Raw genomic sequence first — 13,351 nt, forward strand, 5'->3', positions numbered from 1 at the left:
AGAGCTATGACATTGCCAAATATATCGCTGTGCCTTGCTTTGCTTGTCGTTGCGCTTATGGCAGGCCTATTCTACGGGTATTCATGTTCGGTAAATCCGGGCTTAGGCAAGCTTGCTGATGCTGAATATCTTCAGGCAATGCGAGCTATAAATAAGGCCATATTAAATCCGGGTTTCTTTGCGGCGTTTTTTGGCGCATTAATTTTGCTGCCAATGGCAGCTTATTTTAATTACTATCCGCAAAGCTGGCGTTTCAAACTCTTGGTTGCTGCTAGTGTAGTATATGCTGCAGGGCTTTTTGGTGTTACGGTTTTCGGAAATGTCCCTCTAAATGAAATGCTTGATAAATTTGATACTGCAAATGCGTTGTCTACAGAAATTACTACCATGCGTCAACGCTTTGAGCAGCCTTGGAACCATTACCATGCAATAAGGACTGTTGCTGTTTTTGTTTCTTTGCTGTTAACTATTATTTCCACTTTTTGCAATACTCAGCAAGCAGATTAAGTTATTGATATGAAAAAGATAAATGAGATGATTGTCCGCAAAGACAGCAGTATACACAAGGTACAGTTTGATAAAGACTGGTTTTATTCCATCGAAGATATGGAGGACTTTCTCAAAGAGGATTTAAGCGCTGTAGAGGCGATATCTCTCCCGATGGTGGTATACGGAGAAGAAATGGTTGTAAAGTGCGCCACGTGGGAGGATATTGAGCGTGTGCGTATAAAACCATTGGATGAGTTGAAGGGAAGTGTACTTCGAAATAAATCTTCAAGAAAATAAAAAACCACAACTACATAGTAATTGCGGTTTAAGTGACCTCGATGGGATTCGAACCCATACGCCTTGCAGCACCACCCCCTCAAGATGGCGAGTCTACCAGTTTCTCCACGAGGCCTTATTCCAATAAAAAAAGTTAAGCGTTTTGCTTAACTTTTAGTGACCCGGCTGGGATTCGAACCCAGGACCCCATCATTAAAAGTGATGTGCTCTACCGGCTGAGCTACCGAGTCTGAACATTCAGTGAATACAAGGTTTTTTTAGTGACCCGGCTGGGATTCGAACCCAGGACCCCATCATTAAAAGTGATGTGCTCTACCGGCTGAGCTACCGAGTCTTGTTATTCCTCTGAATGCGGGTGCAAATATACGGATGTATTATTTATATATCAAACTCATTTTATTATAAATTTGACTTTTTTTATGATAAAGCATTTAACCACTTATACCATAAGGTTTTATTAAATGAATAAGATTGTACTTACAGGCTATATGGCCTCGGGCAAAACAACAATTGGTAAATTGCTATCTCAGTCGTCAGGCCTCAAGTATGTTGATTTAGATGAAGTTATTGAGCAAACTGCGGCTACAGATATAAAAACGATCTTTAAGGAAAAGGGCGAAGTATATTTCAGGAAACTTGAACACCAGGTTTTAAAGGATGTACTTGCTAAAGATGAAGAATGTATACTCGCCTTAGGGGGCGGCACGCCATGCTATACCAACAACCACCTACTGCTGCAGGATGACAATGTTATATCTGTATATTTAAAAGCATCAATTGCAGAGCTGGTATTACGCCTTGAAAACAATAAGCATGAAAGGCCTTTGCTTGCAGATGTTACCGATGATGAGCTGGAAGAATTTGTAGCCAAGCATTTGTTTGACAGGGCTTATTATTACAATCACGCTAAGCATATTATTGCCGTTGACGGTAAGTTGCCTGAGACAATTGTAAATGAGATTATGAGCATCTTTTAGCTCAGGTAAGCATACTCTTCACCTTCATTAAATACTACATGGATATGTTCTTTTAATGATGTGGAAAGCGAAATCCCTTTAAAATCTGCTTTTACAGGGAATTGTTTGTGGTTGCGGTCTACCAGTACGGCAGTTTTAAACTTTTTCAACGGTACTTCAAGAAAATGTTTCACACCGTAAATAAGGGTAGAGCCGCTGTTGAGGACATCGTCTGCCAAAACAAGGCATTGACCTGAGTACTCACTTGCAGGCATTGATGTTTTTATGGGTTCAAGAGGGTTTGTTTTATTTATTTTCACTTCGCAAAGCTTTACCTCAACATCAGAAATCTGCGTTAGCATATCGGCAAGCTTTTCAGCAAATATGAAACCGTTGCCGGCAATTCCTGCAATCACTACTTCCTGCTCATCAGCATAAGTTTCATAAATCTGGTACGCAATACGCCGTACTTTATGTGTTATTTCTTCCTGAGTAAGTATTACCTGTTTCATTGTTATTTAATTTTAATCAATGTCATTGTCATCAAAGTCCAACCCATAGTCATCCAGTTCCCGGCGGTCTTTTTTAGTCGGCCTGCCTGTGCCTTTTGCACGGTAATGTTCTTTAGACAACCTTAAAAGTTCAAGATGTTCAAAAGCTTCAGGCGGGGTTTCATCTTTACGGTAGATATCTACCAGCTTGGGCCCAACCCTGTTGGCCGGAATATCCAGTACTGTCAGCATATAGTTGATTTGGTCGCGCCTCACAGTAATCTTATCACCTGCAAAAACATCGCGCGATGGCTTTACCTGCTGGCCATTAATTGTTATATGCCCCTTTTGGCAAGCCTGGGTAGCAATACTGCGGGTTTTATAATAACGCACACACCATAAATATTTGTCAATCCTCATACTAAGCCTTAAAAAACGCTGTTATACCTTACTACAAAAATAAATGAAAATTGTATCTTGCGCCCAGTAAAAAAAAATTATAATGAAAAGATTATTAAGTTGCCTTTTTCTTGTAACCGCTGCATTAGCCGCAACCGTTTCCTGTAAAAAGGATGACAATAGTGTAGATATTGCCCCGCCACGTGATTATGCAACACAATATGAGACTGAGAAAGCAAATATTGAAGAGTTCCTGAAAACCCACTATATAAAACCTGGTAGTGTAGAGGATAATTATAACATTGTTTTTGATTCAGTACCCAATCCTGCGACACAAAAATCAATTTGGGAGCAGATTGATTATCCGCTACAAAACAAAGATGTTGTTTTTGCTGGTGTTACTTATAAAATATACTACCTTGTCCTAAATCAAGGTGTGGGTGACGCGCCTAACAGAGGAGATGATATTCTTGCTGCTTACAGAGGTACTCTTATTAATAAAGAGCAAACTCAATTTGATGCCCAGCCTTACCCGCAAAGTTTGCTATCTTTAGGGCAGACTATATTAGGCTGGCAGGAGATATTGCCTTTATTTAAGGAAGGAGTTTATGTAGATGCTGACCCTAGCGGCCCAGCCCAATTTGAAAATTATGGTGCTGGCGTAATGTTCCTGCCTTCGGCACTGGCATATTATAATAATGCTTCAGGTAACGCACCTGCCTACTCAACAATGGTTTTCAGTTTTAAGTTGTATCGCGTAGAAGATGCTGATTTTGATGGTGATGGTCTATTGAATAAATATGAATTAAACGGTACTGACCCGGACCCGGCAAATTTTGACAGTGATGGTGACGGAATCCCTAATTATCGTGATACCGATGATGATAATGATGGTACGCCTACCTTGCTTGAAGTTACAAATCCTGCGACAGGCGAAGTTTATGAAAATTACGACGACATACCAAGTTGTGTTCCCGGGGGAGTAAAAAGGCACCTGGATCCAAGTTGTGATGATTTAGGTTAAAAGCATATTTCGATATAAAAATCCCGCTTCAGATATGAAGCGGGATTTTTTATTGCTTGTGCCAAATTTATTCTGCAGTTATGTGTTCTGCGCCGATAACATCCATTTTTAGTATTGTTTCTGTCATTTCTACTGTAGTGTTCTCCATAATGCTGTTGTTTTTAATTATTAAAATGGTACGTCATCGTCATTGTTACTGTTGTTGGCGCTGCTGCCAAATGCATCATTTGCCGAAGGTAGGTTTTTGGTAATAAAGGCATGGCTGTCATTCATACTTGAAGGCAGCTCATCAAACGGTGACCCGAAATCATCGAGGTTATCAAACTTACCAAGGCTTCCCACAAACTTAAGCCTGATGTTATCAAGCCCGCCGTTACGGTGCTTGGCTACGATAAATTCGGCCTGGCCCTGTGTTGGTGAGCGCTCTTCATCATCCCACTCGTCAATTTTGTAATATTCAGGGCGGTAAATAAATGATACAATATCTGCATCCTGCTCAATAGCACCTGATTCCCTAAGGTCAGAAAGTAATGGCCTTTTACTGGAACCCCTGGTCTCTACAGCACGTGATAACTGCGACAGCGCAATCACCGGTACGTTAAGCTCTTTTGCCAATGCCTTAAGGTTTCGTGATATGGTTGAAATTTCCTGCTCGCGGTTACCGCCATTCTTGCCATTCCCTCCGGCAGTCATAAGCTGGAGGTAGTCAATCACAATAAGTTTAATACCATATTGTGAGGCAAGCCTCCTGGCTTTAGCACGTAAATCAAATATCGATAGGGAAGGGGTGTCATCAATATAAAGCGGAGCTTTTTCAAGGTCTTTTACTTTGATACTCAATTGTTCCCATTCATGCTTTTCAAGCTTTCCGGTACGAAGTTTTTCAGATGACAAACCTGTTTCACTTGAAATAAGCCTTGTAATAAGCTGTACAGACGACATCTCGAGTGAAAATAACGCAACGGGATGCTGGAAGTCAATAGCAATATTACGCGCCATTGATAGTACAAATGCTGTTTTACCCATACCCGGCCTCGCCGCAATGATGATAAGGTCACTGGGCTGCCAGCCTGATGTGAGCTTGTCGAGGTCATTAAAACCTGTGGCAATACCGCTGAGGCCTTCTTTATTGGCAATTTCTTCTATACGTTTTTTAGCCTGTATAACAAGGCTCTGCGCGGTTTCGCTGCTTCTCTTTATGTTGCCCTGCGTAACTTCATAAAGGCGTGATTCGGCTTTATCAAGAAGGTCAAAAACATCAGTAGTCTCATCATACGATTCTTCAATAATCTCGCTTGAAATACGGATAAGGCTTCGCTGTATAAACTTTTGCAGGATAATGCGCGAGTGAAATTCAATATGCGCTGAAGATGAGATTTTTTGGGTAAGCTGTATCAGGTAAAAATCGCCACCGGCCAATTCAAGCTTAGCGTTCTTTTTAAGCTGCGATGAGACCGTTAATAAGTCAATAGGCTGCGTATCGTTGAAAAGCTGTACAATCGCCTCAAAAATGTATTTATGGGCATCTTTATAAAAAGCATCAGGCTGCAGGATGTCAATTACTTCATCAACCCCCTTTTTATCAATCATCATCGCACCAAGTACAGCCTCCTCAAGGTCGATGGCCTGTGGCGGGAGCTTGCCTTTTTCGAGGTTGATAATGGTGGTTTTATCAACGCGTACTGGGTTTATGTTCCTGATATTTTCCATATTGCGAATGTAAATAAAATCGGTCTCGCCGGGTTAAGGAATTGTTAAGGTGCTGCACTCAAAACTTGTTCATATCGTGTTGACAAACAAGTATATTTTGTTGAAAAGTCAAAAAAAATCCGAGGCTGCAAGGCCCCGGACAATTTTTGCCGTATATGCCTTATTATTCTTTGAATTCGCCCATTTTACTGTACTTATCCATCCTTTTGGCTACAAGTTCATCTGTTGATAAATCTTTAAGCTCATTAAATCCTTTCAATATGTATTCTTCCACTTTCTTAAAGGCTGCCTCCCTGTCAAAATGAGCGCCGCCAAGCGGTTCCGGGATGATGTCATCAACAAGGTTTTGTTTTTTCATGTCGTATGATGTCAGCTTCAATGCTTCAGCTGCCTGCTCTTTATATTCCCAGCTTCTCCAAAGTATTGATGAGCAAGATTCAGGAGATATTACCGAATACCATGTATTTTCCATCATGTAAACCTTGTCGCCCACACCTATACCTAATGCGCCGCCAGATGCACCTTCACCAACAATTACGGTGATAATAGGTGTTTTAAGGCGAACCATCTCCAGTATATTACGTGCAATAGCTTCACCCTGCCCGCGCTCTTCAGCTTCAAGTCCGGGATACGCACCCGGGGTATCAACAAGCGTTACAACCGGTATGTTAAACTTCTCGGCCATTTTCATAAGCCTCAATGCTTTGCGGTAACCTTCAGGGTTGGCCATACCAAAGTTGCGGTATTGCCTTGTCTTTGTATTATAGCCTTTTTGTTGGCCTATGATCATGAACGACTGCCCGCCAATTTTGCCAAGGCCGCCTATCATGGCTTTGTCATCTTTAAACGCACGGTCACCAAAAAGCTCAAGGAAAGAGCCGTTTGTAAGCGCATTTACATGATCCATTGTGTAAGGCCTGTTAGGATGGCGGCTAAGCTGTACACGCTGCCAGGCTGTAAGGTTCTTATATATTTTCGTCTTGGTTTCTTCCAGTTTTTTCTCAATCTGCTTGCAGGTGTTAGTTACATCCACATCTGATTCCTGGCCAATGATAGTACACTTATCAAGCTGGTCTTCAAGCTCTTTGATTGGGAGTTCAAAATCTAAATATTCCATAATAAAAGGCGATTTTTATTCGGTTGAAGCTACAAAGATAAAATTTTCGGGTGAGAAGTAAAGCGGATAATTTTAATTACTTTCTTTAGATGTATAATTCTTGAGTATGCCATTGATAACCACCGTGATAATAATTATAGCGGCGCCTATGTAAAAAGGCATGCCCATCTTTTCCTTATCTTTAAAGACCAGAACTGCAAGGATAATACCATATACCGGCTCGAGGTTTATCGTTAACATCACCGTATACGGGCTTAGGAATTTCATAACCTGTACCGATGCTATAAAAGCATAGGCAGTACAAAATGAGCCCAATATAAAGAGCCAAAGCCAGTCATTGGCCGACAGTATGAAAAATTCTGGCGTGAAACTACCACTGAAAAGAAGAAATATCGAGAAAAAGCCTACACCTCCGGCGAGTTCGTAAAATGATATGGTGGAGGGGTTATATTCTTTTGCGAAGCGTGCATTAATTATAGCAAATGTTGCAGAAAGAAACGCCGATGTAAGCGCAAGCAGTATACCCCAGTATTGTGTAGGCTGGCCCGGAGAAACAGCTGCTATAGCATCACCAATTTCTAACGGGTTGGTAAATAATTCGCTTAAAATATGTAAGGCATACTCTCCATAAATTATTATGCATAGGGCTATAATCACTACAAAACCCATAAGCAGCTCATACCATACCACACGTTTACCATAAAGTAAACTCTCAAGCAGTGAGGCGAAGAAAGCGCCCGTACTAAGGCATGCAAGGGTTAAAGATACGTTTGATACCTTTATGGCTTCGAAAAATGTAAACCAGTGCAGCGCTATCACAAGTCCTGAAAAAATAAAGACACCAAACATCTTACGAGGTACTTCTAAAGGTATCTTACGTATTTTGATGTAGATGAATATCAATGCAGAAGCAATGCACATCCTGAACCATACCAGCGGAAAAGCCTCAAGCGAAATAAGCGCTCCCAAAACAGCCGTAAAGCCCCAGACAAAAACTATAAAATGGAGGTGCAGGTAGCTTTTAAGGTTATCGCCTTGCATTGCGCAACAAATAAATGGCAAGTATGCCAAATGATACATTAGGGAACCATACAGCCACAATAGGCGGAATACTCGATTTTTCGGCCATGGTTCCAAAAACTTTATCGAAGAAAACAAAAGTAAAGGCAAGGCCTATGCCCATAGCAAGATTCATACCCATGCCGCCCCGGCGTTTCATGGCCGATACAGCCACAGCAATAATGGTAAGTATGAATGCAGATATAGGTATACTATATTTTTTATACAATACCACCAGATAGGCATTGATGTTTGATGATCCACGCTCGCGTTCCTTATCAATAAATTCATTCAGCTCACCGAGGCTCATAGTTTCGGCAGCATATATGGTAGGTGTAAGGTCATCAGGCATGAAGTTAAACTTCATCCTTTTAGATGGCAGGGAGACAAGCTTGTCTTCCATTTGGCCAACGGTGCGTTTGCTATATCCTTTTAGTACGTAAGTACTGTCGCGTTCACGCCACTTGATTGTATTAGCTTTAATCTTATATTCAAGCCTGTTACCGTCAAATTTTTCAAGGGTAAAATCATACCCTGATTTTGTCTGGTAATTAAAGCTGCTGACATAAATAAACTCATTATCACTTATCTGTTTATAAACATGGGTGGTCTGCCGGGTTTCAGGATTGTTTTTAAGATAAGTATACCTGAAATCGTTAAATCCTTTACTGGCTGCCGGCACAAGGAAGACACCCATTATCAATGCTATCAGCGACACAATTGTTGCACCTATGATATATGGCCTTAAAAACCTGGTGAATGAAATACCCGAACTTAGTATGGCAATAATCTCTGTATTGTTAGCAAGCTTTGAGGTAAACCATATTACAGACAGGAACAGGAATATAGGAAACAGCAGGTTGGCGAAATAGATTGTGAAGTCGCCGTAATACTTCATCACTTCTATAAAAGGTACTTTCTTAGCCAGTATCTTGTTGATCTTCTCTGAAATGTCAATCACGATACCAATAGGTATAAACATCAGCAGCATCACAAAAAATGTTGCCAGGTAACGCTTTAAAATGTACCAGTCTATTATCTTCATTAATTTTGTTAGTATTGAGATGTTAGAATTGAGTATTGAGACATGCCGTTCAATCACAACCCTAAATCTACGTTCAAAAATCTCAATTCTCTATACTCAATTCTAAAATCTAATTAAAGCCTTTGACTCATTTGCTTCACCATTTTTTCTTTCCATTCGCGGAAATCGCCTGCTATAATCCTTTCTCTTGCTTCACGCACCAGCCACATATAGAAACCGAGGTTATGAATTGTAGCAATCTGCTTGCCAAGAAATTCATTTGCAGCAAATAAATGGCGCAGGTAAGCTTTGGTGTATTCGGTGTCTACAAACGTTATTCCCATTTCATCAAGTGGTGAAAAATCTGCTTCCCACTTTTTATTTTTTATATTTATTGTGCCATTAGCCGTGAAGAGCATACCATTTCGGGCGTTGCGTGTTGGCATAACACAGTCAAACATATCAATACCTAACGCAATATTCTCTAAAATATTTATCGGTGTGCCCACACCCATAAGGTAGCGTGGCTTATCTTCCGGAAGTATGGCTGTAACCACCTCAGTCATCGCGTACATTTCTTCAGCAGGCTCACCAACAGACAATCCGCCAATGGCATTACCCTGGGCTCCTGCATTGGCAATGTATTCAGCCGATTCAGCTCTTAAATCTTTATACGTACTTCCCTGCACGATAGGGAAAAATGTTTGCTCATACCCGTATTTAAAAGGAAGCTTATCAAGGTGTGCAATGCAGCGGTCAAGCCAGCGGTGCGTCATATGCATAGAGCGCTTAGCATACCGGTAATCACATGGGTAGGGGGTACACTCATCAAATGCCATGATAATGTCGGCGCCGATTGTACGCTGTATTTCCATTACGCTTTCCGGAGAAAAAAGTGGTACGAGCCGTCAATATGGCTTTTAAATTTTACGCCTTCTTCTTTAATTTTTCTGTTTGCCGAAAGCGAATAAACCTGGTATCCGCCACTGTCTGTCAATATGTTGCGGTCCCAGTTCATGAACTTGTGTAGGCCGCCTGCCTGCTCCAGAATCTCCGTTTGAGGACGAAGGTACAGGTGGTAGGTATTGCCCAGGATAATATCAGGATTAATATCGTTTTTAAGCTCGCGCTGGTGCACGCCTTTTACAGATGCCACGGTGCCCACAGGCATGAAAATCGGGGTTTGTATGGTGCCGTGGTCGGTGGTTATAGTTCCGGCACGGGCTTTAGACAGAGGGTCTTTAGTGACTAAATCAAATTTCATGTTTCTCTTTTACAGCGTGCAAAGATAATCCATTTATGATTTTAGATTTGAGAATTGGAATATAATTTAAGGCTCATAATCGTCTAAAAATCGAATTATCTAAAAATCGAACAATCCAAATTACCTATCTTTGCGCCAGTTTAATTTTTACAGCTACAAATGAAGCCTAACACACAACAACTTAACGATTTAACAATTCAGGTAAGGCGCGATATCCTGCGTATGGTACATGCCGTAAATTCGGGCCACCCGGGCGGCTCACTTGGCTGTACCGAATTTTTAGTAGCGCTGTACCAGGTGCTTATGGACCGTAAGGAAGGCTGGGATATGGACGGTATCAATGAAGATATCTTCTTCCTTTCTAATGGGCACATATCGCCGGTATTCTACAGCGTACTTGCCCGCAGCGGGTATTTCCCCGTAAGCGAGCTTGCCACTTTCCGTCTTATCAATTCAAGGCTTCAGGGCCACCCAACAACACATGAGGGACTTCCGGGCGTACGTATCGCTTCGGGTTCGCTGGGGCAGGGTATGAGCGTTGCCATTGGCGCTGCTCAGGCTAAAAAGCTTAACAATGACTCTCATCTGGTCTATTCACTTCACGGTGACGGCGAGCTACAAGAGGGCCAGAATTGGGAAGCTATCATGTATGCTTCAGCCTATAAAGTTGATAACCTTATTGCGACTATTGACGTAAACGGCAAACAAATAGACGGCCCTACTGATGAGGTACTCAACATGGGCAGCCTTCGTGCTAAATTTGAAGCTTTTGACTGGGATGTGCTTGAGATTGCTCAGGGTAACAACATAGAAGCGATAATTGAAGGAATGACCCAAGCCAAAGCCCGTACAGGCAAAGGCAAACCGGTTTGCGTACTGCTGCATACCGAAATGGGCAACGGTGTTGACTATATGATGAACACCCACGCATGGCACGGAAAAGCGCCTAACGATGAGCAGCTGGCGCTGGCCTTTACGCAAAATGTTATAACACTGGGAGACTACTAAAGCCCCCTAACCCCCAACGGGGGGATTGTGACCATTATAAATAATAAAACCCTGTTACCCCTACAGGAGTTCCCCCTTAGGGGGCTAGGGGGCTTCAATGAAAAAAATACATAAATACAGGAAATAAAGATACACGCTCCGGTTTTGGGGCAGGCCTTACCGAACTTGGCCAAAAGAATGAAAATGTTGTGGCATTGTGCGCCGACCTTATCGGCTCCCTTAAAATGGACGACTTCAAGAAAAACCACCCTGAGCGTTTCTTCCAGGTAGGTATTGCCGAGGCAAACATGATCGGCATGGCTGCGGGCCTTACTATCGGAGGAAAGATTCCGTTTACAGGAACATTTGCCAACTTTTCTACCGGAAGGGTTTATGACCAGATTCGCCAGAGTGTTGCTTATTCAGACAAAAACGTAAAAATATGTGCATCACACGCCGGGCTTACCCTGGGTGAAGATGGTGCGACGCACCAGATACTTGAAGATATCGGACTGATGAAAATGCTTCCGGGTATGACGGTTATAAACACTTGCGATTATAACCAGACCAAGGCTGCAACTATTGCCATAGCTGAGCACCATGGTCCGGTGTACCTGCGTTTCGGGCGCCCGTCTGTGCCGAATTTTACGCCTGAAAATGGTGAGTTCATAATTGGCAAGGCTGATATTTTGAGCGAAGGCACTGACGTTACCATAATTGCTACAGGCCACCTGGTTTGGGAAGCGCTTGTTGCTGCTGAAGCGCTTGAGGCTAAAGGCATCGTTGCTGAAGTGATCAACATTCATACAATCAAGCCGCTTGATGAGGGAGCTATCCTTAAATCAATAAAGAAAACGGGCTGTGTCGTTACTGCTGAAGAACACAACATTTTGGGCGGACTTGGAGAAAGCGTTGCCCGTGTGCTGTCATTAAACCACCCTGCACCACAAGAGTTTGTGGCTGTACGCGATAGCTTTGGTGAAAGTGGAACGCCTGCACAGCTTATGGATAAGTACAAGTTGAACAACCAGGCAATTGTTGAAGCTGCTGAAAAGGTGATGAAGAGGAAGTAATCCCCTTATGTAAATATGAAAAAGTCCCGCAATTGCGGGACTTTTTTTTAACCTTTATTTATTCCAATGTATTTTACTACTCTTTAACAAATCCTTTAATATAGAATACAGTAAATGGTGGTTCTGTATTTGTTCTAAGTACAATAGAGTTTTTAATATCTCCTGTTTTTTCTTTTCTCGCAATAAATTCTACCCTTACTTGCGCAGAATTATTAGGACGAACTACAGAATCTGAAATTACTGCTGCAGTACATCCACAGCTTGTTCCTACTTTAGAAATTATTAAGTCTTCATCAGATATATTTTTTACATCAAAAACATGGGTCATTGTATCGTTTATAGAGATAGTGTCAAATACAAAGTCTTTCACGGGTTTTACTCTGGCGGTACCTTTTTCTTTTTTTGAACAAGAGCAAATTAAAAATATAATCAGTGAAAGGCTTACTAAAATATTATTTTTCATGTATGTCATTTATCAGCTTATAAAAATTATTGTAAAAAACATTAGGTTCAGTATAAAGGCCTCCTATATAAGCGATATTTTGATTTTTATCAACTATGAGGTATTGGGGTACTGCAGTAATGTTTAGGGCCTTTGAAGCATTCATGTCTGCATAAAGTTTCGAAAAACTGTATTTATCAGTAAACTTTTTTACTCTATCTTTTTCATCAACCTTACGAATTGGGATGTTCAGAGAATAAAATTCTATAGTAGTATCATTTTTAAATTCGTGTGCTAACGCTTCAAATTTTGGAAACGCTTTGATACATGAACCGCATGACGAATTCCATAAATCCAAAACAATGATTTTTCCTGCCTTATCTCTTAAGTTAAAACTTTTTCCTGCTTCGTCATAAAGAGTTAATTCCGGAACAGGTTTAGAGATAACATCGTTCGGCTTATTACGAATATATACATAATAATTAGGTAATAAGTATGCCAGTATTCCTATCATTAATGTGAATACCACTGCCGTTTTTTTAAAAGATAAAGTTGATTTATGTTTAAGAATGGCTGTAAATATTGCTATTATAGAAACTACCAAAAGTGGTGTCCCTAAAAAGAGCTCATTAGTATAAATGAAAATCGCTGCCAAAAAAGTACCTGCAATTGTAAAAAACCAAAGGCCATAAATTAATAATAATGAAATATACAAATTTTTATAAGGGCTTCTATTTAAAAGAAAAGAGCCGCAAAAATATAGTAATAATCCTGTTAATAAGAATTTAATACTGAAGCTTAAGGGAGTTAAAAAAAATACTGCACAATTTAAAATTATGCAGTATAAAATGAATTTTGATTTAGTAAGCATAAACTAGTTAAAAGATTGTATGGAACTATTTAATTAACGAAAATTTTTTAGAATATTGTATAATATTTCATTCAAAGAACGGGATATCGATAATTGTGGTTAATGTATTATGAATAATAGTTTGTCAAGCTACTCGATGACTCAATAA

Annotated in this window: 14 protein-coding genes, 3 tRNA genes and 1 pseudogene; 6 read left to right on the top strand and 12 right to left on the bottom strand. The window is 40.7% G+C overall.

From position 1 onward, the window contains the following. Positions 1-138 precede the first annotated feature (138 nt). Both LRS05_RS06925 and LRS05_RS06930 read left to right on the top strand, forming a co-directional pair. Complete coding sequence (locus tag LRS05_RS06925; protein ID WP_308224848.1) at positions 139-507, top strand: DUF1772 domain-containing protein; 369 nt, start codon at positions 139-141, stop codon at positions 505-507. Positions 508-534: 27 nt separating this feature from the next. Continuing rightward, on the top strand, positions 535-786 hold the full coding sequence (locus LRS05_RS06930; protein ID WP_257867643.1) for a hypothetical protein: 252 nt from the start codon (positions 535-537) through the stop codon (positions 784-786). Positions 787-819: 33 nt separating this feature from the next. Here LRS05_RS06930 and LRS05_RS06935 read toward each other — a convergent pair. The 3 genes from LRS05_RS06935 to LRS05_RS06945 form a co-directional block, all read right to left on the bottom strand. Beyond that, positions 820-901, bottom strand: a tRNA-Leu gene (locus LRS05_RS06935). A gap of 42 nt (positions 902-943) precedes the next feature. Further along, positions 944-1,016 (bottom strand) — tRNA-Lys (locus LRS05_RS06940). Positions 1,017-1,047: 31 nt separating this feature from the next. Then, a tRNA-Lys gene (locus LRS05_RS06945) sits at positions 1,048-1,120 on the bottom strand. Between the two features lie 127 nt (positions 1,121-1,247). Between LRS05_RS06945 and LRS05_RS06950 the strand changes: the two genes are divergently transcribed. Beyond that, the gene (locus tag LRS05_RS06950; RefSeq protein ID WP_257867644.1) at positions 1,248-1,763 is read left to right on the top strand and encodes a shikimate kinase; all 516 of its coding nucleotides are present in this window, start codon (positions 1,248-1,250) and stop codon (positions 1,761-1,763) included. On the opposite strand, the gene LRS05_RS06955 is transcribed toward LRS05_RS06950, so the two are convergent. Next, positions 1,760-2,254 (bottom strand): phosphoribosyltransferase family protein, encoded by a 495-nt coding sequence (locus tag LRS05_RS06955; protein ID WP_257867645.1) that lies wholly within the window; start codon positions 2,252-2,254, stop codon positions 1,760-1,762. The two genes, LRS05_RS06950 and LRS05_RS06955, sit on opposite strands and share 4 nt — an antisense overlap. A gap of 12 nt (positions 2,255-2,266) precedes the next feature. Beyond that, positions 2,267-2,653, bottom strand: a complete 387-nt coding sequence (locus LRS05_RS06960; protein WP_257867646.1) for an RNA-binding S4 domain-containing protein — start codon at positions 2,651-2,653, stop codon at positions 2,267-2,269. 82 nt (positions 2,654-2,735) lie between these two features. Between LRS05_RS06960 and LRS05_RS06965 the strand changes: the two genes are divergently transcribed. Continuing rightward, positions 2,736-3,656, top strand: a complete 921-nt coding sequence (locus tag LRS05_RS06965) for an FKBP-type peptidyl-prolyl cis-trans isomerase (RefSeq protein WP_257867647.1) — start codon at positions 2,736-2,738, stop codon at positions 3,654-3,656. Positions 3,657-3,824: 168 nt separating this feature from the next. Here the strand turns inward: LRS05_RS06965 and dnaB are convergent, their stop codons facing one another. The 5 genes and pseudogenes from dnaB to tgt form a co-directional block, all read right to left on the bottom strand. Beyond that, positions 3,825-5,366 carry a replicative DNA helicase gene (gene dnaB / locus LRS05_RS06970; RefSeq protein WP_257867648.1) on the bottom strand — a complete coding sequence of 514 codons (1,542 nt, stop codon included), beginning with the start codon at positions 5,364-5,366 and terminating at the stop codon, positions 3,825-3,827. 163 nt (positions 5,367-5,529) lie between these two features. Next, positions 5,530-6,483, bottom strand: a complete 954-nt coding sequence (locus LRS05_RS06975) for an acetyl-CoA carboxylase carboxyltransferase subunit alpha (RefSeq protein ID WP_257867649.1) — start codon at positions 6,481-6,483, stop codon at positions 5,530-5,532. Positions 6,484-6,555: 72 nt separating this feature from the next. Continuing rightward, on the bottom strand, positions 6,556-7,524 hold the full coding sequence (locus tag LRS05_RS06980; RefSeq protein ID WP_257867650.1) for a DMT family transporter: 969 nt from the start codon (positions 7,522-7,524) through the stop codon (positions 6,556-6,558). Further along, entirely contained in the window at positions 7,511-8,587 is a 1,077-nt protein-coding gene (locus tag LRS05_RS06985) for an LptF/LptG family permease (protein WP_257867651.1), read from the bottom strand. The genes LRS05_RS06980 and LRS05_RS06985 overlap by 14 nt, the downstream gene beginning before the upstream one ends. A 113-nt stretch (positions 8,588-8,700) precedes the next feature. Beyond that, positions 8,701-9,830: pseudogene (gene tgt, locus LRS05_RS06990) on the bottom strand (tRNA guanosine(34) transglycosylase Tgt). Between the two features lie 159 nt (positions 9,831-9,989). On the opposite strand from tgt, the gene LRS05_RS06995 reads away from it, so the two are divergent. Further along, positions 9,990-10,838 carry a transketolase gene (locus tag LRS05_RS06995; RefSeq protein ID WP_257867652.1) on the top strand — a complete coding sequence of 283 codons (849 nt, stop codon included), beginning with the start codon at positions 9,990-9,992 and terminating at the stop codon, positions 10,836-10,838. Between the two features lie 110 nt (positions 10,839-10,948). Next, positions 10,949-11,890, top strand: coding sequence for a transketolase family protein (locus LRS05_RS07000; RefSeq protein WP_257869246.1), 942 nt, complete (start codon positions 10,949-10,951; stop codon positions 11,888-11,890). Positions 11,891-11,966: 76 nt separating this feature from the next. On the opposite strand, the gene LRS05_RS07005 is transcribed toward LRS05_RS07000, so the two are convergent. Further along, positions 11,967-12,353, bottom strand: a complete 387-nt coding sequence (locus tag LRS05_RS07005) for a DUF1573 domain-containing protein (RefSeq protein ID WP_257867653.1) — start codon at positions 12,351-12,353, stop codon at positions 11,967-11,969. Then, entirely contained in the window at positions 12,343-13,047 is a 705-nt protein-coding gene (locus tag LRS05_RS07010; RefSeq protein WP_257867654.1) for a TlpA disulfide reductase family protein, read from the bottom strand. Before LRS05_RS07010 ends, LRS05_RS07005 begins: the two co-directional genes overlap by 11 nt. Between the last annotated feature and the right edge of the window lie 304 nt (positions 13,048-13,351).

It is taken from the genome of Flavobacterium sp. J372, from assembly GCF_024699965.1.
Classification (GTDB): Bacteria; Bacteroidota; Bacteroidia; order Flavobacteriales; family Flavobacteriaceae; genus Flavobacterium.

Excerpts from the sequence above, each read along its gene's own strand:
- dnaB (WP_257867648.1), bottom strand. The coding sequence starts at position 5,366 with ATGGAAAATATCAGGAACATAAACCCAGTACGCGTTGATAAAACCACC.
- LRS05_RS06955 (WP_257867645.1), bottom strand. The coding sequence starts at position 2,254 with ATGAAACAGGTAATACTTACTCAGGAAGAAATAACACATAAAGTACGG.
- LRS05_RS06925 (WP_308224848.1), top strand. The coding sequence starts at position 139 with ATGCGAGCTATAAATAAGGCCATATTAAATCCGGGTTTCTTTGCGGCG.
- LRS05_RS06960 (WP_257867646.1), bottom strand. The coding sequence starts at position 2,653 with ATGAGGATTGACAAATATTTATGGTGTGTGCGTTATTATAAAACCCGC.
- LRS05_RS06995 (WP_257867652.1), top strand. The coding sequence starts at position 9,990 with ATGAAGCCTAACACACAACAACTTAACGATTTAACAATTCAGGTAAGG.
- LRS05_RS06985 (WP_257867651.1), bottom strand. The coding sequence starts at position 8,587 with ATGAAGATAATAGACTGGTACATTTTAAAGCGTTACCTGGCAACATTT.
- LRS05_RS06975 (WP_257867649.1), bottom strand. The coding sequence starts at position 6,483 with ATGGAATATTTAGATTTTGAACTCCCAATCAAAGAGCTTGAAGACCAG.
- LRS05_RS06980 (WP_257867650.1), bottom strand. The coding sequence starts at position 7,524 with ATGCAAGGCGATAACCTTAAAAGCTACCTGCACCTCCATTTTATAGTT.
- LRS05_RS07005 (WP_257867653.1), bottom strand. The coding sequence starts at position 12,353 with ATGAAAAATAATATTTTAGTAAGCCTTTCACTGATTATATTTTTAATT.
- LRS05_RS06965 (WP_257867647.1), top strand. The coding sequence starts at position 2,736 with ATGAAAAGATTATTAAGTTGCCTTTTTCTTGTAACCGCTGCATTAGCC.
- LRS05_RS06930 (WP_257867643.1), top strand. The coding sequence starts at position 535 with ATGATTGTCCGCAAAGACAGCAGTATACACAAGGTACAGTTTGATAAA.
- LRS05_RS06950 (WP_257867644.1), top strand. The coding sequence starts at position 1,248 with ATGAATAAGATTGTACTTACAGGCTATATGGCCTCGGGCAAAACAACA.